At 54.5% G+C, this 18,564-nt stretch carries 18 protein-coding genes; 12 read left to right on the top strand and 6 right to left on the bottom strand.

The window, feature by feature from the left end:
* Positions 1 to 68: 68 nt before the first annotated feature.
* The 10 genes from C0039_RS05145 to bla all read left to right on the top strand — a co-directional run bounded on the left by C0039_RS05145 (position 69) and on the right by bla (position 10,608).
* Complete coding sequence (locus C0039_RS05145) at positions 69 to 944, top strand: WYL domain-containing protein (RefSeq protein WP_101517447.1); 876 nt, start codon at positions 69 to 71, stop codon at positions 942 to 944.
* Positions 945 to 958: 14 nt separating this feature from the next.
* Positions 959 to 2,005 carry a type I restriction-modification system subunit M gene (locus tag C0039_RS05140; protein ID WP_207796377.1) on the top strand — a complete coding sequence of 349 codons (1,047 nt, stop codon included), beginning with the start codon at positions 959 to 961 and terminating at the stop codon, positions 2,003 to 2,005.
* A 64-nt stretch (positions 2,006 to 2,069) separates the two neighbouring features.
* Positions 2,070 to 3,196, top strand: a protein-coding gene (locus C0039_RS05135; RefSeq protein ID WP_420820281.1) for an IS3 family transposase whose coding sequence is annotated in 2 segments (ribosomal slippage) — positions 2,070 to 2,319 and positions 2,319 to 3,196 — 1,128 coding nt in all. Because the reading frame shifts where the segments join, the coding sequence is not laid out codon by codon here.
* A 275-nt stretch (positions 3,197 to 3,471) separates the two neighbouring features.
* Positions 3,472 to 4,131, top strand: a complete 660-nt coding sequence (locus tag C0039_RS05130; RefSeq protein WP_101517445.1) for a helix-turn-helix domain-containing protein — start codon at positions 3,472 to 3,474, stop codon at positions 4,129 to 4,131.
* Positions 4,128 to 4,514: a RidA family protein gene (locus C0039_RS05125; RefSeq protein ID WP_162846180.1), complete on the top strand. Its 387-nt coding sequence runs from the start codon at positions 4,128 to 4,130 to the stop codon at positions 4,512 to 4,514. The genes C0039_RS05130 and C0039_RS05125 overlap by 4 nt, the downstream gene beginning before the upstream one ends.
* Positions 4,515 to 4,602: 88 nt before the next feature.
* A complete protein-coding gene (locus C0039_RS05120; protein WP_338055647.1) occupies positions 4,603 to 5,832 on the top strand; it encodes an NAD(P)/FAD-dependent oxidoreductase in 1,230 nt (409 codons plus the stop codon).
* Between the two features lie 22 nt (positions 5,833 to 5,854).
* Positions 5,855 to 8,092: a TonB-dependent receptor gene (locus tag C0039_RS05115; protein ID WP_101517443.1), complete on the top strand. Its 2,238-nt coding sequence runs from the start codon at positions 5,855 to 5,857 to the stop codon at positions 8,090 to 8,092.
* Positions 8,093 to 8,216: 124 nt separating this feature from the next.
* On the top strand, positions 8,217 to 9,308 hold the full coding sequence (locus C0039_RS05110; RefSeq protein ID WP_101517442.1) for a hypothetical protein: 1,092 nt from the start codon (positions 8,217 to 8,219) through the stop codon (positions 9,306 to 9,308).
* Positions 9,309 to 9,311: 3 nt separating this feature from the next.
* Entirely contained in the window at positions 9,312 to 9,512 is a 201-nt protein-coding gene (locus C0039_RS05105; RefSeq protein ID WP_101517441.1) for a hypothetical protein, read from the top strand.
* Positions 9,513 to 9,597: 85 nt separating this feature from the next.
* A complete protein-coding gene (bla, locus tag C0039_RS05100; protein ID WP_101517440.1) occupies positions 9,598 to 10,608 on the top strand; it encodes a class A beta-lactamase in 1,011 nt (336 codons plus the stop codon).
* 103 nt (positions 10,609 to 10,711) lie between these two features.
* Here bla and C0039_RS05095 read toward each other — a convergent pair whose 3' ends face one another.
* The 4 genes from C0039_RS05095 to C0039_RS05080 form a co-directional block, all read right to left on the bottom strand.
* Positions 10,712 to 11,821 (bottom strand): enolase C-terminal domain-like protein, encoded by a 1,110-nt coding sequence (locus C0039_RS05095; protein WP_101517439.1) that lies wholly within the window; start codon positions 11,819 to 11,821, stop codon positions 10,712 to 10,714.
* 26 nt (positions 11,822 to 11,847) lie between these two features.
* On the bottom strand, positions 11,848 to 12,993 hold the full coding sequence (locus C0039_RS05090) for a CaiB/BaiF CoA transferase family protein (protein WP_101517438.1): 1,146 nt from the start codon (positions 12,991 to 12,993) through the stop codon (positions 11,848 to 11,850).
* Between the two features lie 3 nt (positions 12,994 to 12,996).
* A complete protein-coding gene (locus tag C0039_RS05085) occupies positions 12,997 to 14,139 on the bottom strand; it encodes an acyl-CoA dehydrogenase family protein (protein WP_205422787.1) in 1,143 nt (380 codons plus the stop codon).
* 67 nt (positions 14,140 to 14,206) lie between these two features.
* Entirely contained in the window at positions 14,207 to 15,244 is a 1,038-nt protein-coding gene (locus C0039_RS05080) for a glycoside hydrolase family 88 protein (RefSeq protein ID WP_101517437.1), read from the bottom strand.
* 46 nt (positions 15,245 to 15,290) lie between these two features.
* Between C0039_RS05080 and C0039_RS05075 the strand changes: the two genes are divergently transcribed.
* The gene (locus C0039_RS05075; protein ID WP_133125941.1) at positions 15,291 to 16,103 is read left to right on the top strand and encodes a hypothetical protein; all 813 of its coding nucleotides are present in this window, start codon (positions 15,291 to 15,293) and stop codon (positions 16,101 to 16,103) included.
* A 57-nt stretch (positions 16,104 to 16,160) separates the two neighbouring features.
* On the opposite strand, the gene C0039_RS05070 is transcribed toward C0039_RS05075, so the two are convergent.
* The gene (locus C0039_RS05070; protein ID WP_165787043.1) at positions 16,161 to 16,919 is read right to left on the bottom strand and encodes a TetR/AcrR family transcriptional regulator; all 759 of its coding nucleotides are present in this window, start codon (positions 16,917 to 16,919) and stop codon (positions 16,161 to 16,163) included.
* A 166-nt stretch (positions 16,920 to 17,085) separates the two neighbouring features.
* Between C0039_RS05070 and C0039_RS05065 the strand changes: the two genes are divergently transcribed.
* Positions 17,086 to 18,240: a CaiB/BaiF CoA transferase family protein gene (locus C0039_RS05065; protein ID WP_101517434.1), complete on the top strand. Its 1,155-nt coding sequence runs from the start codon at positions 17,086 to 17,088 to the stop codon at positions 18,238 to 18,240.
* Between the two features lie 84 nt (positions 18,241 to 18,324).
* Here the strand turns inward: C0039_RS05065 and C0039_RS21020 are convergent, their stop codons facing one another.
* Positions 18,325 to 18,489: a hypothetical protein gene (locus C0039_RS21020; RefSeq protein WP_165787042.1), complete on the bottom strand. Its 165-nt coding sequence runs from the start codon at positions 18,487 to 18,489 to the stop codon at positions 18,325 to 18,327.
* Between the last annotated feature and the right edge of the window lie 75 nt (positions 18,490 to 18,564).

The raw sequence follows: 18,564 nt of genomic DNA, 5'->3' as shown, positions 1-18,564 counted from the left end.
AAAGTATTATCATATAACGTCAAATTAGTGCAAAATGCTCCCTACCTTAATTAGGGGGATGGGTTGAGGTGGAGCTGTCAGACATTAGCCAGGCACAAAAAGAGCGTCTGTCGCATATCGACTTCCGCACTTACTTTTTAGGTGAAATTGGCCGTAGCGATCTGGTTACCCGATTCGGGATCGGCGAGGCCGCAGCCACGCGTGACATCACGCTCTATAGAGAGCTGGCGCCGGCTAATCTGGACTACGACACCAGGCTGAAATCCTACGTTAAGTCAGCCGCCTTTGAGCCGTTGTTTGAGTATTCGCCATCACAAGTACTGGCGGCGCTTTCCCAGGGGTTCGGTGAAGACTTCATTGGCAGCCACAAGCCGATGGTTCGGTGCGAGACACCCGCCGAACTAAATCGGCCGTTTTTGCCTGTGCTAGCCGTGCTCACAAGGGCGATTTACCACAAAAGGGTGGTGAAGATTCAGTACCGCTCCATCCAGTCGGGTTTAAGTGAGCGCGAAATCGCTCCTTTTGTATTGGTGGACAACGGTCTGCGCTGGCATGTGCGAGCCTTCGATCGCAATCGCCAGGACTTCATTGATTTTGTGGTTACGCGAATCACAGACCCTGTCATCGTCGAGGACGAGCCCAAAGACCATGAAATGAGTGATGCGGACATACAGTGGAACAGAATTGTTGAGATGAATTTGGTGCCGCATCCCAACCTTCCCCATCCTGAAACCATTGAGATGGATTACGCGATGCGGGATGGCGGGCTAACAGTAAAAATTCGTGCCGCCGTAGCCGGCTACGTTCTGAGACGGTGGAATGTGGACTGCACTAAAGATCACAAGCTTGAAGGGGGAGAGTATCACCTCTGGCTTTCTAATCCACAGGCTCTATACGGCGTAAAGAATCTGGTTCTAGCTCCGGGCTACGAACAAACAGAATAAGCGGAGTGAAACGAGTGGCATCTAGAAATGCGAATGTTCAACCCGAGGTTCTTGGAATTGCTGCCGTTACTTCCTACCTCTGGGAGGCGGCCAATATCCTGCGTGGTCCTGTCGACGCGGCCGACTTCAAGACCTACATATTCCCGCTGCTGTTCTTCAAGCGGCTCTCCGACGTTTATGACGAGGAGTATGCCGTGGCACTGGAAGAGTCAGACGGCGACGTGGAATTTGCCCAGTTTCCCGAGAACCATCGGTTCCAGGTTCCGGAGGGCTGCCACTGGAAAGATGTCCGGGCCAAGAGCGCCAATATCGGCCATGCGCTCCAGAAGGCGATGCGCTGTATCGAGCAGGCCAACCCGGACACCCTGCACGGCATCTTCGGCGACGCCCAGTGGACCAATAAAGACCGCCTTTCGGACGCGCTGCTCAAGGACCTGATCGAACACTTCTCGTCGCTCAACCTGGGCAACGAGCACTGCAAGGCGGACATTCTCGGCCAGGCCTATGAATACCTGATCAAGAAATTTGCCGACCTGACCAACAAGAAGGCCGGTGAATTCTATACCCCTCGCTCCGTGGTCGCGCTGATGGTTCGCATCCTTGCGCCCAAGGCCGGGGAAACCATCTATGACCCGGCCTGCGGGACCGGCGGCATGCTTCTCGAAGCGCTGCATCATGTCAAAGAGCATGGCGGCGACGAGAACCTCATGCTGGGCAAGCTCTACGGCCAGGAAAAAAACCTGACCACATCCTCCATCGCCCGGATGAACCTCTTTCTCCACGGCGCGGAAGATTTCCATATCGAACGTGGCGACACCCTGCGCTTGCCCGCCTTTTATTCAGGCGACAGCCTCGCCACCTTTGACTGCGTCATCGCCAATCCTCCGTTCTCCCTGGAAAAGTGGGGAGATGACGTCTGGATCAACGACCCCTACGGCCGCAACTTTGCCGGACTGCCGCCAGCCAAGTCCGGCGACTTCGCCTGGGTCCAGCACATGATCAAGTCCATGGCCCGCAAGACCGGCCGCATGGCCGTGGTGCTTCCCCATGGCGTGCTGTGATTTTACCCCGGCATGACGGATACCCAGAAAAGAGTGGATAATCACCACTTAAGAGAGGTATCCCATGTCACACAGAAGACGGTACTCACCTGAGTACAAACAAGAAGCTGTGCGCCTTGTGCAGCAATCCGACACACCAGTATCAGAGATCGCACGAAATCTCGGTATCAATGACAACATGCTCCGCCGCTGGGTAAAACAGGCATCGGAGCCAGGAAAGTCGGCCTTTCCCGGCCACGGAAACCCCAGGGATGAGGAAGTAGCCAGGCTCCAGCGTGAACTTCGGCAAGTGAAGAAGGAGCGCGATTTTTTGCGCGAAGCGGCAACGTTCTTCGCAAAGGAATCCAAGTGAGATTCCAGATGATCGAGCGTTGCCGCGAAACTTATCCAGTCAGCATGATGTGTCGTCTGCTCAAAGTATCTACCAGCGGCTACTACGATTGGCGGCACCGGCCACCCAGCAAGCGTGCCCTGGACAACCAACGTCTGTTAAAGAAGGTTGTCGCCCTCCATGACGATAGCGATGGCGTCCACGGCAGCCCTCGAATCTGGGAGGACCTGCGGTATGACGGCGAGACTTGCAGCCTGAACCGCGTAGCCCGGCTTATGAAGGAGAATGAGATTCAAGGCATCCCTTCGACTCGGAAGTGGCGTAGGCGTAAATCTACACAGCGGCCAGAGAGCATCAAGAATCACCTGGAACGGGATTTTACTGCGGAAGAACCTGGCGCCAAGTGGGTCACGGACATCACCTACATCCGTACCGGTGAAGGCTGGCTCTACCTAACAATTGTCGTTGATTTATTCTGTGGCCAAGTTGTGGGCTGGTCCATGAGCCACCGGATGGATCGCCAGTTGGTTATTCAGGCCGTACTAATGGCCTTGTGGCAGCAGAAGTCGAAATCCCATGTGGTATTACATTCAGATCGCGGGTCTCAATTTACCAGCCACGAGTACCAGCAGTTCCTGGCGGGCCACAACATCACTTGCAGCATGAGTGCTGTTGGCAGCTGCTACGACAACGCCGCCGCTGAGAGCTTCTTTGGACTGTTGAAGAGGGAGCGGGTTAATCGACGTCGATATGCCACCAGATCTGAGGCCAGGGCCGATGTGTTCGAATATATCGAGATCACTTACAATCCAAGGAAGCGCCGGAAACTAGAGCAATTGAGTCAAACTACTCTTAACTGATTATCCGCCGGGTCGGGGTAAAACCAGTCAGCCTCTCCTGGGGTTGTGTGTACATCCGCCAGCCTTGAAGCGCCGTGCATCACCCATTCTCATTTCGCCACACCCGCACCTTGCGATGCGATGTTGCAATAGCAAGGTGCGGGGTACATTTGGCGAGTAATCGGGAAGCCGCCATTATCGGGGGATAACGATAATGATATTTCTTTATCGAAAAAAATCGTGTAGTGTGCAACGTGTGGCGAGATCAGCCCCTGTGATGTAAGAGGAGTTCAGATTTGGGTGACGCCGGTAATAAGAAAAAAAAGCTTACCGATCCCGGGTCGAGCGCTAAAGCCGTTAACCCGATCGGGCGCCGTCTGCGCGAATTGCGCAAAGAGCACGACTGGACGCTGGCCGAGGTTGCCGCGCGCACCGGCATCTCCGTCGGCACGCTATCGAAACTGGAGCACGGCAAGACAGACCTGAACTTCACTAGCGTCAATAAACTTGCCAATGGGCTCGGTCTACCGGTAACTGACCTGACTAATCCGGGGAGTCGCATGCAAGGCAGGCGCACCATCACCATTGGTGGGCAAGGTGCCCTCTTCGACACACCCGATGTGGCGTATGAGGTGTTGTGCAGTGAGGTGACCAATCACCAGCAGGGTTACCTGAAAGGCGTGGTGAAATCCCATGAATTTGACCCTGAACTACCCTGGCATCGTCACAAGGGGCAAGAATTTGTGTACGTGCTCAGTGGCCGCCTGGAATTGCATACAGAGCTTTACCAGCCGGTCCAACTCAAGGCCGGCGACAGTATCCTGTTTGATTCGTCGATGGGGCACCATTATGTATCGCTCGGGCGCAAGCACGCCGAGATTCTGATCAGCATGTCCCTGCAAGGTTATGAGAACGTGTCTGACACATTTCGCCCCAGACAGAGGCAGGTACGATGACTGAAAAACGACGCGTAGGAAAAGAGATCGCATTGCCCGATGGCAGTATCGCCCCACTTTCGGCTGCCTACGCCGCTGCGGGATTTTTATTCACTTCCGGGCAACTCGCTTTTGATGAGGCGGGTAAATTGCACACGGGCGATATCGCCGATCAGACGCGTTTGTGCCTCGAGAATATTCGTCGACTGCTGAAGGGTGAGGGTCTGTCCCTGCAGGATGTGGTGAAGGTCACTATCTGGCTTACTGATCCTGCGGATTTCAGCGGATTCAATGCGACCTACAGTGAGTTTTTTGGCGAGCACCGCCCCGCGCGTTCGACGGTGCGGTCTGATCTTATGCTTCCGGGCGCAAAAGTCGAGATAGAGGCCATCGCGGCCTACTGAGGTATAGGCACTCCCCCTTTGGATTCCAGGCCAAGGAAATTCCCAGGCCAGAATATTTTTCGAATAAAGTTTTCGAATACGAAAAAATGTGCTATGTTCTGCAAATAGCAGGTTGCGATGCGGACATTCAGGCGCTGTGGAAACCTTTGACATAATAATAGTGGGCGCGGGAATGGCCGGCGCTTCCATCGCTGGGGAGCTCAGTGGCCAGGCACGCGTACTGCTGCTGGAGCGCGAGGAGCAGCCGGGTTACCACTCCACCGGCCGCTCGGCCGCAGCTTTTATACCGTCCTACGGCCATGATAACCCTAGTCTTTCTTTACTGACTAAATGCAGTCTCGATTTCCTGCTCGACCCATCTGAGATTTTTCGGACGAAGACCCTGTTGCACCGCAGGGGTCTGCTGGTGCTTTGCGCACCTGGCGAAGAAGCCGCCATGGACCAGGAGTGGTCCTCATTGCAGCAAAGTATTCCCACAATCTTTCGTGCGGATACGGACTTCATCAGGCGCCAGTTGCCTATCGTGAATGATGACTATGCGGCGACCGGCTGGTACGAACCCGATGTGTTCGATATGGATGTGCACGCGCTGCATGAAGGTTACCTGCGAGCCCTGCGTGAGCGGGGCGGCAGGCTGTTGAGTAACGTTGCTATATCCGGACTTGAACGCAGGGGCGCTGCCTGGTGTGTCGAGACCCCCGACGCAAGCTACTCGGCGCCGTTGCTGGTCAATGCAGCGGGCGCGTGGGCCGATGAAGTGGCGGCATTGGCAGGCGTTGATGGTATTGGCCTGACCCCACTTCGCCGCACCGCCGTGCTGCTGGATCCGCCTGCCGGGTGCGATGTGTCGGGCTGGCCGCTGGTCATGGCGAGTGACGGTTCGTTCTACCTGAAGCCGGATGCGGGGCTGATCCTCGCCTCACCCGCCGATGAACATCCCTCGCGGGCCTGCGATGCGCAACCCGAGGAACTGGATATCGCCTATGCCGTGCACTACGCCCAACAAGCACTGCAACTCGAGGTGCGGCAGGTCAAACACAGCTGGGCCGGCCTGCGCAATTTCGTCGCCGACCGCACACCGGTGATCGGCTTTGCACCTGATTCCGAGGGGTTTTTCTGGCTGGCGGGGCAGGGCGGCCACGGTATACAGACAGCACCCGCCGCGGCGAGGCTGGCGGCCTCTCTACTGCTGGGCAGCGGCTTGCCGGTCGACCTCGAACAGGTGGGCTTTGACCCCGCCTGGGTATCTCCGCGGCGACTCGAAGGGCTTGAAACCGTAACCAAAAAATCTCACCCCCAAACCAATTTTGCACAATAAAACCACTCTGAGGAACAGCACCATGCGTAAGACAATCCTGGCTTTGAATATCGGTGCCCTCGCGGCACTTGCCGTAACCACCACCCAGGCACAGGCCCAGGGAGGAAAAACTTCGACTTTCGCACTGGAGGAAGTGATAGTCACGGCCCAGAAACGTAGCGAAAGCAGTCAGGATGTGCCTATCAGCATCCAGGCCTTCAGCGCCGACGGTATGGAGAAGCTGGGCGCTACCGAATTGTTTGACCTGGCCAAGAGCGCACCGTCTCTGAGTACTGGTGGGATTCCGGGCAGTAATCAGACCAGCGGCATCCGCGGCGTCGTTGATTTTTCTCGCAATATTGGTATCGATGCGCGCATGGGTGTGTATATTGACGGCGTCTATCAGGGGCGTTCGTCATCGGCAAACCAGCCGTTGCTGGGCCTGGAGAGCGTGGAGATTCTGCGCGGTCCACAGGGCACGCTATTTGGGAAGAATACGGTGTCCGGCGCGATAAACCTGAATACGAAAAAGGCCTCCGACGAGCTCACGGGAGAGGTGAAGGCCGGCATTGGCAACGAAGGCTACTGGACAGTGTCGGGGTTAGTGAGTGGCCCGTTGGCCGACACCGTATTTGGTTCTATCGCGTATTCGAAACAGGAACGCGATGGATGGTTCGATAATATCGCGCTCAACAAGGACGTAGGTGACTGGTCACAGGAAGGCGCACGCGGCCAGCTTCGCGCTCTGCCGAGTGAGCAGCTGGAAATTATCCTGGCCGGAGATTGGGGCAAGTCGGATAGCGACATGCCGGTTTATACGCTGGAATCTTTTCCAGCTTACACTACCGCCAAAGATGAAGAGAATGACACGGTGGAGTTCTGGGGCACAGCCCTGACGCTCAATTACAACACCGAAAGCGATTACACACTATCGTCCATCTCAGCCTATCGGGAGAATGAATACACGCTGGTAGGAGACGAGGACTTTACACCGGCGTTCGATGCATTCCAGACCACCTTTGACGAGGATGGTGACCAGTTTTCCCAGGAATTCCGCATCGTTTCGCCGAAGTATGACGCCTTTGATTGGGTTGCGGGTCTCTATTACTTCGAGAGTAGTACTTCCACGGGTCGTAATCTGTTGCTCGGCGCGCCACTGCTGCCCGTGCCGCAACTCGGTGGAGTTATTGCGATTCCCAGCCAGAACGATGTCACCAGCTATGCCGCATATATCCATGGCAACTACCGCCTGACAGAGAAGTTGGAGCTGACAGCCGGATTGCGCTTTACCGACGAGGAAAAGGACTTTGATTTCGAACAGGTGAATACCCCGGAAGACCCCGCCGGTGCAGCGTTCATCTTTGAGAATTTACTGGGCTTCGACCCCGCTACCGCGGCGTTTCTAGGTTCCCAGGCGCCGGGTTCGGCGCTGGCCGCTCTTAATCTTACCTATAAGGACACCTACAGTGACAGCTTCTGGTCGCCGACGCTGGGTATTAACTATATGGTGAACGATGATGTAATGTACTACGCGAAGTACTCTCGTGGTAACCAGAGCGGTGGATTCAACGGTGACTTCAACCCCTACCTGCCGGCCATCCAGTTTGACTCAGAGTACGTTGATGCCTACGAAATAGGTATCAAGTCGACACTGGCTGATGGTGCTGTGCGCTTCAACGCGGATGTGTTTTATCAGGAATATTCTGATTTCCAGCTGTTCCAGCGTGTCCCGGTTGGAAACACCTCGGTGCAGATTGTCTCCAATGCCGGTGAGGCGACCAGCCAGGGAGTGGAGGTGGAAACCGTCTGGCTGCCTACTGATACTTTGCAGCTCACCTTGAATGCCACCTACCTGGATGCCACCTATGACAAGTTCGACAATCCCATATCGGCAATCGACCCTACCCAGCCCGAGAATTACAACGGCAATGATCTGAGTTATGCGCCGGAATGGAAGCTATACGCCGGCGTACAATATATTCAGCCCATAGGTGACGCAGGTGAGCTGACCTTCAATGTTGACTATACCTATCAGGATGATAGCTACAGTGGTCCAGAAAACGATAAGACCCAGCTGATTCCCGATTATGATCTTTGGAATGCACGCGTTACCTATAATCCGCCAAGTGATCGCTGGCAGGTGGCAGCCTGGATTCGCAACATCGGCGACGATGAATACATCATCAATCACAGTGTGGCCAGTCTCACGTCAGTCGAACGTGTCATCTGGGGTATGCCGCGGCTCTACGGGCTCGAATTCAAGTACTACCTGGGGCAATAGGCATTACTCCCTATCGGTGCTGGTATCGTGATGTGAATAAACACCGGGCGTCTGCGAGGCGCAGCTCTTTCCGCTGCGCCGAACATCGCTCGGTCCAAAAGATAAAGCGGGGGGAGGCTTCCCAGTGAACCGCTGCATGCAGGTCTATATTGTTCCCGCCGCGGTATTTGTTTCTGTGGTTATGGGCGGCGGCTACGGTACCGGTCGCGAGGTGGTGGAATTCTTCACCCGCTACGGCCTGTTGGGGGGACTGCTGGGTATAGGCGTTGCCTCCTGTGTGTTTGCCCTGGTATTGGCCTGCACTTACGAGTTCGCGCGAGTGTTCCAGGTTTACGACTACCGAACGTTTTTTGGCAAACTCATCGGTCCATTCTGGATCTGCTTCGAGATTCTTTACCTGCTGTTGTTCCTGCTGGTGCTGGGTGTGGTTGGTTCGGCTGCGGGCAATATTCTCGAGGAGGAGTTTGGAATTTCCAGCCTTGTGGGCATGGCTGGGGTGCTGGTGCTGGTGATTGCGCTGGTGTACTTCGGCCGCGAGGCAGTGGAAAAAGTACTCACCCTGTGGTCTATCGGCATGTACCTGGTGTTTGTGGCCTATTTTATTCAGGTGATGGACCATGGTGATGTAGATGTTCTACATGCTGTAGAAAATGGTGCGGTGGAGGTGGGTTGGCTACAGGGCGGCGTCCTCTATGCCATGTACAACCTTGCCATAGCACCTGTTCTGCTGTTCTCTACCCGGGCAATACGTTCGCGGGCGGAAGCTATACTGGCTGGCCTGGTCACCGGCCTGGCGGTGATGATCCCTGCGATCCTGTTTCACGTCAGCTATGCAGTAGGGTATCCCGCTGTCCTGGATGAACCCGTACCCAACTACTGGATGATGTCCCAGTACACCACGCCCCTGTTGCTGGGTATTTTCCTGGTCGCTTTGCTCGGCACCCTGGTAGAAACCGGTGCGGGGCTGGTGCAGGGATTTATAGAGCGTATTGAGGCGGTGCTGAAGCCCGGCGAGGACGAAGCGCTGGGACATCCGGCCAGGGCCGGTATAGCAATAGTGACGCTAGGCCTGGGTGGACTGTTGGGCTCACTGGGAATCGTCTCCCTGGTGGCCAAAGGGTATTCCGCATTATCTGTAGGCTTTGCGCTGGTCTATATCATTCCCATTTGTACCCTGGGTCTCGTGAAAATAATGAAATCGTCAGAAATGGGCTGAAAAATGCTCCAATTTTTATGTCGTAAGTCGATTAGTGGCGACATCGATGTGAATCTTGCCATGCGCCATCTGGCCAGCCACGAATGGGGGCGGGCGCGAGTGATCCTCGAAAGAGCATTGGCCAAGGGGCGGCTGTCAGAGCCTGAGCAAGCCCGTATTCTTTTGCAGGAAGCCCGGGATCGACTGGGCGTCAGGGGTGCATAAAAGTTGTGATCGAGACAAGTTCACTGAGAATCCGCCGCCAGCTTACAGGTTCGATGTCGCAAACTGCTACACGAGGGAACTCCCAATGAACAGAAACGTTATACCCGGACTGCTTGGCATAGCCTTCTGCACGGTGCTGGCTGCTGCAAACGTCCTTGGCCAACCGCAGCCGACCACGAATGATGCAATATCCGGCAAGGTGGCCGCTGCCCTTGAAGCCGTTACCGCCGGGCTGGTCGGTGTTGTGGGCGTGGCCGCGCAGGATATGGCCGGTGGCACACAGGTCTTCCTCAATGGTGATCAGCCCTTCCCGATGGCCAGTACCTACAAGATTCCGATAGCCGTTGCCCTGCTCAGCAAAGTCGATGCCGGCGAACTGAGCCTCACCGACATGATCGAGATCGATGATGGCGAGTGGGTGTATTCCCAGGTGATCGCGGCGAATTTTATCTACCAGGGGGTGGCGCTGTCAGTCGCCAACCTGCTGGAGGTTATGATTACCCACAGTGACAATACCGCCACCGATGTCTGCCTGCGATTGGCGGGCGGTCCTGCGGCGGTCAACCGCCGCCTGGCACAACTGGGCATCGAAGGTATGCGGGTCGACCGCTCCACCGGTGACCTGTTGCGTGATTTCTACGGCGTCGAGCCGGGACGGGAAAATCTCGCCGAGGTCGCGCGCATTGCAAGTGCTGATCCGGCCAGGGTCATCGCAGCAGACCCACGGTTCGAGGCGGATCCCCTGGATAAGTCGACCCCGAGTGCGATGTTGAACCTGTTGATCAGTCTTTACAACGGCAGTGCTCTCAGTGAGAAAAGCACCGAGTTTTTGCTGGGTACCATGGCTCGAACCGTAACCATGCCCGACCGCCTTGGCGGCTTGCTTCCAAGGAATACGCCCGTGGCCCACAAGACAGGAACGGTGGGTGGCGTGGCCAACGATGCGGGCTACATCACGCTGCCCGACGGACGCCGGTTCGCTATCGTGGTTTTCACCCGCGGCAGCGACACACCACCGGCCGATCGTGAGCGTGCTGTCGCCGAGGTGGCGCGAACACTCTATGATTATTTTTTGATCCACCCAGCCAGCAACTAGATGGCCGGGCTGGGAAATATCCGGCCCGGCAAAAGTCCTGTCGACAACGCGTGGGGAAATCCATGCGGTGGCAACCTGGTTGGAAAGGAAATTTGAACTGCCCTTAACTCAACACCGCAATTTTCTGGCGCTCTACGAGTTCAAGATCAATCTCATATCCGAGCCCCGGTTTGCCGGGTGCGTGGGCGAAGCCATCAGAATCAATCTGGATTTCTTCGACCAACCCATGCCACCAGGCTTCATGGGGTAATAGCACCTCCATAAAGCTGGTGTTCGGAATCGCCATCTGGATATGGAGATTGGCTACATCATTCATTGAATTGCCTCCATGATGGATTTCAAGCTTCATGGCGAACGCTTCCGCGAGATGTGCAATCTTGAGCATTGAGGTAATGCCGCCTTTGATCATCACGTCGCCACGCAACATATCGGTAGCTTTGTTCATGATCCAGGGCGCATAGTCATCCAGCCATCCGGCCGGAAATTCGGTGGCCATCACGGGTATATCCATACTTTCCCTGAGCTTTGCATAGTTGTAGATATCAGTAACGGGTAGAGGATCCTCATACCACAGGAAAGCCAGTTCCTCTATCGCGCGACCCACCTTCACTGCCTCGCCAAGGTCATAGGCCGAACGAGAATCCAGCATCAGGTTAAAGTCGTCACCCACCGCTTTACGGACGGCCTGGCAGGCGGCGATATCCTCGCGCCAGTTTTGTTTGGGGTGCAGTTTATAACCGTGCAAACCAGCGTCCTGTACTGCAAGCGCCTGTTCGACATATCCGTCAACAGAATCGTGCTGCTCTGAACTGGCATAGACCGGGATCTTGTGGCGGAATGTGCCGATCATGGCATGTACAGGCAATCCGCTGATTTTGCCCGCGAGATCCCATAAGGCGACGTCGACAGCACAGACCGCCAGCGTGCTGACCTGTGCCCGCATGCGGGACATGCTCTGGAACAGGCGCTCGCGATCCAGTGGGTTCTGGCCCATAAGCATAGGTTTCAGGAAACGGATGATATACGGTGCTTCGAGGCTGGCAGGGTGAACGCACAAACCTAATAATGCATGGCCCTCGATGCCTTCATCTGTTGTTATCCGCACCAAACCCAGGTCACTGGTGCCTGCCACGCTCTTAACTGCGTGATCATAGCTTTTAAGCGGGATATTCTCCCATTTAAACAGCGTTACCGTGAGATCCGTAATCTTCATATCAATTTTCCTGAGATGTTTCGATACTATTGATCCAAACCCAGGCGAGCTAACACTTCCTCGGTGTGTTCACCGAGCAAGGGTACTGAGCTATGCTCCCGCTTTGGTGTGCGGGAAAAAGCCAATGGACTATCGACTACCCGCAGGCTCTTTTGCCCTTTAACGGGAACGTCAGTCAGGGCGTTTATTTCCTTGATCTGTGGTTGCGACATGGCATCTGCAATACTCATAATCGGTGCACACAACAAGTCCTTGGCTTGCAAACGGGACAATAGTTCATCAGTGCTGAGGTGTTTACATGCCGCCGCCAATATCGGTTCGACGGTGCTCTTGTGTTTGGCGAGTTCAAGTACCGAGGCGGCTTCAATTCCCAGCTTTTTGCTCATATCCTCGACGCCCAGCGCCTCACACATCAGACCCAATGGATTTTCCTTGAAAAAGCCCAGGGCAAGCACCCAACCGTCGGTTGTCGAAAAGATAAAGTTCAGGCCTGTTTCAAGCCAGTTGATCGACCTGCCGGTATTCAATACGGAGGCGACTTCAATCCCCTGTATCGCAGCCGCCGTTCCCAGCAATGAGGTGGTGACCTTCTGGCCCTTGCCCGACTTTTCACGCTCCATCAGGGCCAGAAGAATTCCCTGCGCAAGAACCATGCCGGAACCAAAATCGATGGCCGGGGCATTGACGATAACGGGCGCTTTGTCACCTGAGTTATTGGCGCAATAGCCACTCAGCGCCTGAATGACCATCTCCTGACCGCCAAACGAGGCCAGCGGACCGGTTTCGCCATAGCCAGTGGCTACGGCGTAAATCAATTTGGGGCTAATTTTGGCAAGAGCTTCGTAACCAAAGCCCAGGCGCTCCATCACACCGGGGCGGTAGTTGTGCAGAAATACATCACTTTCCTTGACGAGGGCCATTAACACCTCTTTGCCCTTGTCCGTTGTGATATCAATACAAACCGACTTTTTATTGCGGTTAGCTGCGGCAAAATGGCTGCTCAAGGAATTATTCATCAGTGCATGAATGTCTGTGTTGCGCAGAATATCGCCACCCTGCGTTTTTTCCACTTTGATGACTTCCGCACCGTAATCGGCAAGCACCTGACCCGCCAATGGCCCCTGGAAAACTTCACTTAATTCAAGAACCTTTAAGTCACTTAGAATACCCATAGATCAGCCCACCTGCGCTTTGTTAATCTGGTCGGCAACGATTTGCCTCATGATCTGATTACTGCCGTCATAAATCTGAGTGATTTTGGCGTCACGGAACATTCGCTCGATGGCATATTCTTTCAGGTAGCCATAACCCCCATGCAATTGAACCGCATCGTTTGCCACATCCATAGCCGCGTCCGTGCAGGCAATTTTTGCCATGGAACTGAAAGCCTCAACGCCCGGTTGTCCGTCAATCAGCATGTTAACTGCCTTATAAAGCAGTGCACGGCTGGACTCCACCTTGACCGCCATGTCAGCGATCATGCCCTTAACCATCTGAAACTGTGCAATCGGCTGACCCATTTGCACGCGCTCGTTGGTGTACTGAACTGCCTCGTCCAGGGCTCCCTGAGCAATGCCCAGTCCCAGAGCTGAAATACTCAAGCGGGACGTGAGAAGATAGTCCTTGAAGTAAGAAAGCCCCTTGTCCGGTTCACCAATACATCGATCATCCGCCACAAAACAGTCATCAAGAATCACATCACATGTCGGACTCCCGCGCTGTCCCATTTTGTCTTCCTTGGCACCGAAAGATATCCCCTTGTCATCTTTACCTACCACGAAGACACCGAAAGAGCGGTCATCACTGCTGCCGGTTCGCGCCAGCACCAGATACCAGTCAGCCCAACCACCATTGGTAATAAAACGCTTATTACCATTGATTACCCAGCCGCCATCTACTTTTTTTGCGGTGGCTTTTATAGCCATCAAATCAGAACCCGCTTGGGGCTCAGTCATACACCAGCCCGTTTTTTTCTCGCCACTGGCAACACCGGGCACCAGCTCTTTTAACTGATCATTTCCATTCTCCACGATAATACTGAATAGCCAACTGCTTGCGATCGTTAGGGAGGTGGACGCGCATACACGAGCCAACTCTTCGCTGGCAATAACCTGTAGCATCAGATCGCCATCACTGCCGCCAAACTCTTCAGGGAACGGAATGCCCTGCAAACCCAAAGCCCTTGCAGCCTCAAAGGCCTCCTCTGGCGCAAGGGAATCGCGATCAATCATAGCGGCATGTGGCTTGACTTTTTCCTCGGCGAAACGTCTTACGGTACTGCGAAACTCTTCGTAAATTTCATTCATGTCATTGCGCATAAAAATCACTTTTTCTCAACAAATAGACTGTATATAAATCAGGCGCGGTCGGCCTTAATCACCGGGGTCACTCAGTCAGATAAGGTTTCAAGGCCTTTGCAGCCAGCAGGAAAAAACCCTGGCCGTACATCGCCCAGTCATAAACTACATTCGGCCCGCCTGGCGGTACGGTCACGCCCGGAATCTTGCCAGATGGCTCAACGGATCCCGCCACTACGCCGAAGGCCCTAAGGGCATTTTCAATCAATGCCTTGTCAACCAGATCCATATCCAGTTCAAGCGCGCGGGGAATCGCAAATGCAAACATCAGGGTCCCGGACGCCTCGAAATTGGATCTCGGGTCGTCCAGGGTATTGCGCAGGTAACCATTGCGATCCTGGTGTTTGCTCATAGCAGTAAGCAGGCGCCTTACAACGTCCTTGAAAAGACCTGCTTTCGGATGCGATGGCAGCAACTCCAGTAAATGAATACCGGCCAGAAGCAACCAACCACAACCCCGGGACCAGAAGGTAGACTGGGGGTAGCAATTGGGCACTTCACACCACATATGGCGCGCCAGACCCGCTTTTTCGTCAAGCAGGTGCGCTACATGCACCTCAAATTGAAGGACGGCCTCTTCAATATATTTATCTTCACCTGTTATCTGGCCGAACCGGACCAGGAAGGGGCAGGTCAGGTAAGTAAAGTCCACCCATAGCTCACGGGCTTCGTAACGCGGGCAGATGCCCCCATCGCTGGTCCGTGGCGAATTGACGAGCGCTTGAATTTGACGCTCAGCGGCATCCAGATATTCTTGTTTCCTGGAGTTTTCGTAAACCTGCAGTAGTGGCATACCCAGCGCGGAGGACAGGGAACCGGTGGGCGTGTAATCAATGCCGGCTTGAGCTGCCTTAAACGCATCGCCGTAACATAAGTTCCCCGACGAGTTCTGCGTCGCGACTGCACGATCCAGCCATCGCTGCACTACTTCTAAGGCATGATCGTCGCCCCAGGCCAGCAACCCGGACATGGCAATTGCCTTTTCCCAGGAATCTCGTTCAGCACTGTTTGCCAGGGTAAAGGCTGTTACCTGCTTCACCAATTGTTCCATTTCCTGAACTTTCATCGTGCAAAACTCCGTGGGACAATAAAAAACTATCCGGATAGTATTCTTGCAGGGGTGGCTTGTCAATACTTCGTTGGCTGAGTTGGCTGAGTTGGCTGAGTTGGCTGAGTTGGCTGAGTTGGCTGAGTTGGCTGAGTTGGCTGAGTTGGCTGAGTTGGCTGAGTTGGCTGAGTTGGCTGAGTTGGCTGAGTTGGCTGAGTTGGCTGAGTTGGCTGAGTTGGCTGAGTTGGCTGAGTTGGCTGAGTTGGCTGAGTTGGCTGAGTTGGCTGAGTTGGCTGAGTTGGCTGAGTTGGCTGAGTTGGCTGAGTTGGCTGAGTTGGCTGAGTTGGCTGAGTTGGCTGAGTTGGCTGAGTTGGCTGAGTTGGCTGAGTTGGCTGAGTTGGCTGAGTTGGCTGAGTTGGCTGAGTTGGCTGAGTTGGCTGAGTTGGCTGAGTTGGCTGAGTTGGCTGAGTTGGCTGAGTTGGCTGAGTTGGCTGAGTTGGCTGAGTTGGCTGAGTTGGCTGAGTTGGCTGAGTTGGCTGAGTTGGCTGAGTTGGCTGAGTTGGCTGAGTTGGCTGAGTTGGCTGAGTTGGCTGAGTTGGCTGAGTTGGCTGAGTTGGCTGAGTTGGCTGAGTTGGCTGAGTTGGCTGAGTTGGCTGAGTTGGCTGAGTTGGCTGAGTTGGCTGAGTTGGCTGAGTTGGCTGAGTTGGCTGAGTTGGCTGAGTTGGCTGAGTTGGCTGAGTTGGCTGAGTTGGCTGAGTTGGCTGAGTTGGCTGAGTTGGCTGAGTTGGCTGAGTTGGCTGAGTTGGCTGAGTTGGCTGAGTTGGCTGAGGGCTACTCGATGACCTGCCGGTCTGACGATGCAGAGGCAGGCTGGTAGGGCATCAAAAAGCGGGCAGCAGGGCCCGCGGGAGACGCGATCGCTGCAGGTGAACTTTCAACGAAAAATGACGGGGTGAAGCAACGCATCCCTGAGTGATCTGATCAGCTGGCGGCCTACCTCGGGGTCCCGGCCTGAGCGGTACCAGAGCAGCATATTGCCGTCTCGAATGGCGATAAGGGAGGTAACAGTGTTTTCAATATTGATACCCGATGAGAGTTCCCCATTTCTCACACCCTCAGAGATAATCTCTGTCAACAGGCGCGTTAACTTTTCGTAGCTACCTTCAATTTTTCGATGTATATCTGCATCCAGGTGGGTGAAGCCAATGGACATCATAATCATTGCGCCGATATCGTCCGGGTGTTTCGCTCCCCAATCGGCTTGAAAGTTAACGAACCGGATCAGCAGGTCTTTCGCGGATCCATCCGCCACCGATAGTTCCTGTGCGAGCAAATCAATGGAGCGGAACTCAATATCATGCAGAATTTCGAGGATCAGGCGTTTTTTGCTTTTGAAGTAGTAGTAAACCGCCCCCTTGGTAAACCCCGCCGTATTCGCAATTTCTTCAAGACTGGTGTTTGAGTAGCCTTTCGTAGCAATCAGGTGCAGGGCAGCGGCTTTTATTTTACTGGTGCTTTGTTCACGGTTTTTCTTGGGCTTCATTGTTGCTTTTTCACTCCTGATGAGGGCGTATGGTCGCAAATGCGAGATGTCCAATGCAACCACCACCTGCGCGCCTGCGCTCACTTGCCCCTGATTGCCACCTGACGTTACGGGCGAAGAGGGCGAAGTCCCGGCAAACACAATTTCCATCGTGAAATATAAGAGCCGCCTCGACCTTCCCGTAAATAGAGGAGGCATTGACTCCGCAAAAACAAAAAGATACTATCCGGATAGTATACTAATTTTGGAGGCCTGCACAGGCGTGTCCAGACAAGCCGTTTAACAGCCATACCGCATATGCAGCGATTGAGAAGGAATGATGGAAAAGGAAAACACTAAAACTGGCCCCCTCGCGGGTATCAAGGTGTTGGATTTGACCGGCAATGCGCCCGGGCCCTACTGCACCATGCTATTGGCTGATATGGGGGCAGAAGTGATTGTCGTTGGAGGCGGCAGGGCAGGGGGGCCCGTCAGCACCTTTTCGCCGGGGAAGCGTTTTGTCACCCTGGATCTGAAGTCGCCTGCCGGCACCAGGATATTAAAAGAAATGATCAAAACAACGGATATCCTTATTGAGGGCTATCGGCCGGGCGTGATGAAACGCCTGGGACTCGACTATGAAACGGTCAGCGAGGTGAACACCAGGCTGATCTACTGCTCACTGACCGGGTACGGGCAGACCGGCCCTATGGCCTCTGAAGCGGGACACGATATTAACTATATCGCCCTGAGTGGGGTGCTGGGTTCCCTGGGGCCTATCGGCCAACCGCCTTTACCGCCGCTCAATCTTGTTGCCGATTTTGCGGGCGGCAGTTTGTTTGCCCTGAGCGGCATCTTGTCAGCACTCTATGAGCGCGAAAAATCCGGTCAGGGCCAGTATATCGATGCCGCCATGATAGACGGTTGCCTATCGATGATGGCAATGCATTTTCCAATCTGGGAAACGCCGTTTATGGCCGGGCGTGGTAAAAATTTCACTGGTGGCCACTTTCCGTTCTATCGCTGCTACCAGTGTTCTGATGGTCAATATATGTCGGTGGGCGCGATAGAACCGCAGTTTTATGCCTCTTTGTGTGCGAAGCTGGGTCTTGCTGATGTGCCTGAACAAATGAATACCGCATTGTGGGATTCTACGGCAAAGCAATTTGAAGCCGCATTTAAAACCAGAACGCGTAGCGAATGGGAGCAGATCTTTGACGGCTCTGACGCTTGCGTGGCGCCTGTGTTAACGCCTGACGAAGTATGGGCACATCCCCAGGTCCAGGCTCGTTGCCAGTCCGTCCAGGATCGATCTGTGCCACCTGCGCCTGCTTTGAGCCGATCTCCCATGAACCGGGGCGAGGTGGATGAAAGCAACCAGACCTACGCCTTGTTGCATGAACTGGGTTTTATGGATGAAGAAATCGCGGCCGCCATGCCGAAGAACTCAGCTGAGATAGAAATGGTTCAGGCATGGCCCCAAAAAGTTTAGGTCTCCGACTTTTCCGGATCGGTCAAAACTGGGTCTGGAAGACGATTTACACCAGCTTGAACCGGGTACGCGTCACATATGGATTTAGCTGAAGCTCAGCTTGATATCGACCAAGCCATTGTCGAAGCGGGCGATGATGTGGTCGCCAGCCTCAGCCGGCTTTGCGTTGTGCGTTGCTCCCGAAGGTATAACGTGGCCCAGCTCCAATACCGCTCCGGTTTCGCTGAGCTTGTTTGCCCACCAGGCCACGGCAGGGACAGGATCGCCAAATTCAACTGAGCTACAAGACTTGTCTATTTCATGATCAAACTACAGGGCGTTTCC

Origin of the sequence: Pseudohalioglobus lutimaris (assembly GCF_002866825.1) — a bacterium.
GTDB classification, from domain to species: Bacteria; Pseudomonadota; Gammaproteobacteria; order Pseudomonadales; family Halieaceae; genus Halioglobus; species Halioglobus lutimaris.
This window is presented reverse-complemented; position numbering and strand designations above follow the sequence as displayed.

Coding starts and splice junctions, on each gene's coding strand:
- C0039_RS05125 (WP_162846180.1), top strand. CDS start 4,128: ATGACTGAAAAACGACGCGTAGGAAAAGAGATCGCATTGCCCGATGGC.
- C0039_RS05115 (WP_101517443.1), top strand. CDS start 5,855: ATGCGTAAGACAATCCTGGCTTTGAATATCGGTGCCCTCGCGGCACTT.
- C0039_RS05105 (WP_101517441.1), top strand. CDS start 9,312: ATGCTCCAATTTTTATGTCGTAAGTCGATTAGTGGCGACATCGATGTG.
- bla (WP_101517440.1), top strand. CDS start 9,598: ATGAACAGAAACGTTATACCCGGACTGCTTGGCATAGCCTTCTGCACG.
- C0039_RS05095 (WP_101517439.1), bottom strand. CDS start 11,821: ATGAAGATTACGGATCTCACGGTAACGCTGTTTAAATGGGAGAATATC.
- C0039_RS05090 (WP_101517438.1), bottom strand. CDS start 12,993: ATGGGTATTCTAAGTGACTTAAAGGTTCTTGAATTAAGTGAAGTTTTC.
- C0039_RS05085 (WP_205422787.1), bottom strand. CDS start 14,139: ATGCGCAATGACATGAATGAAATTTACGAAGAGTTTCGCAGTACCGTA.
- C0039_RS05080 (WP_101517437.1), bottom strand. CDS start 15,244: ATGAAAGTTCAGGAAATGGAACAATTGGTGAAGCAGGTAACAGCCTTT.
- C0039_RS05070 (WP_165787043.1), bottom strand. CDS start 16,919: ATGGAAATTGTGTTTGCCGGGACTTCGCCCTCTTCGCCCGTAACGTCA.
- C0039_RS05065 (WP_101517434.1), top strand. CDS start 17,086: ATGATGGAAAAGGAAAACACTAAAACTGGCCCCCTCGCGGGTATCAAG.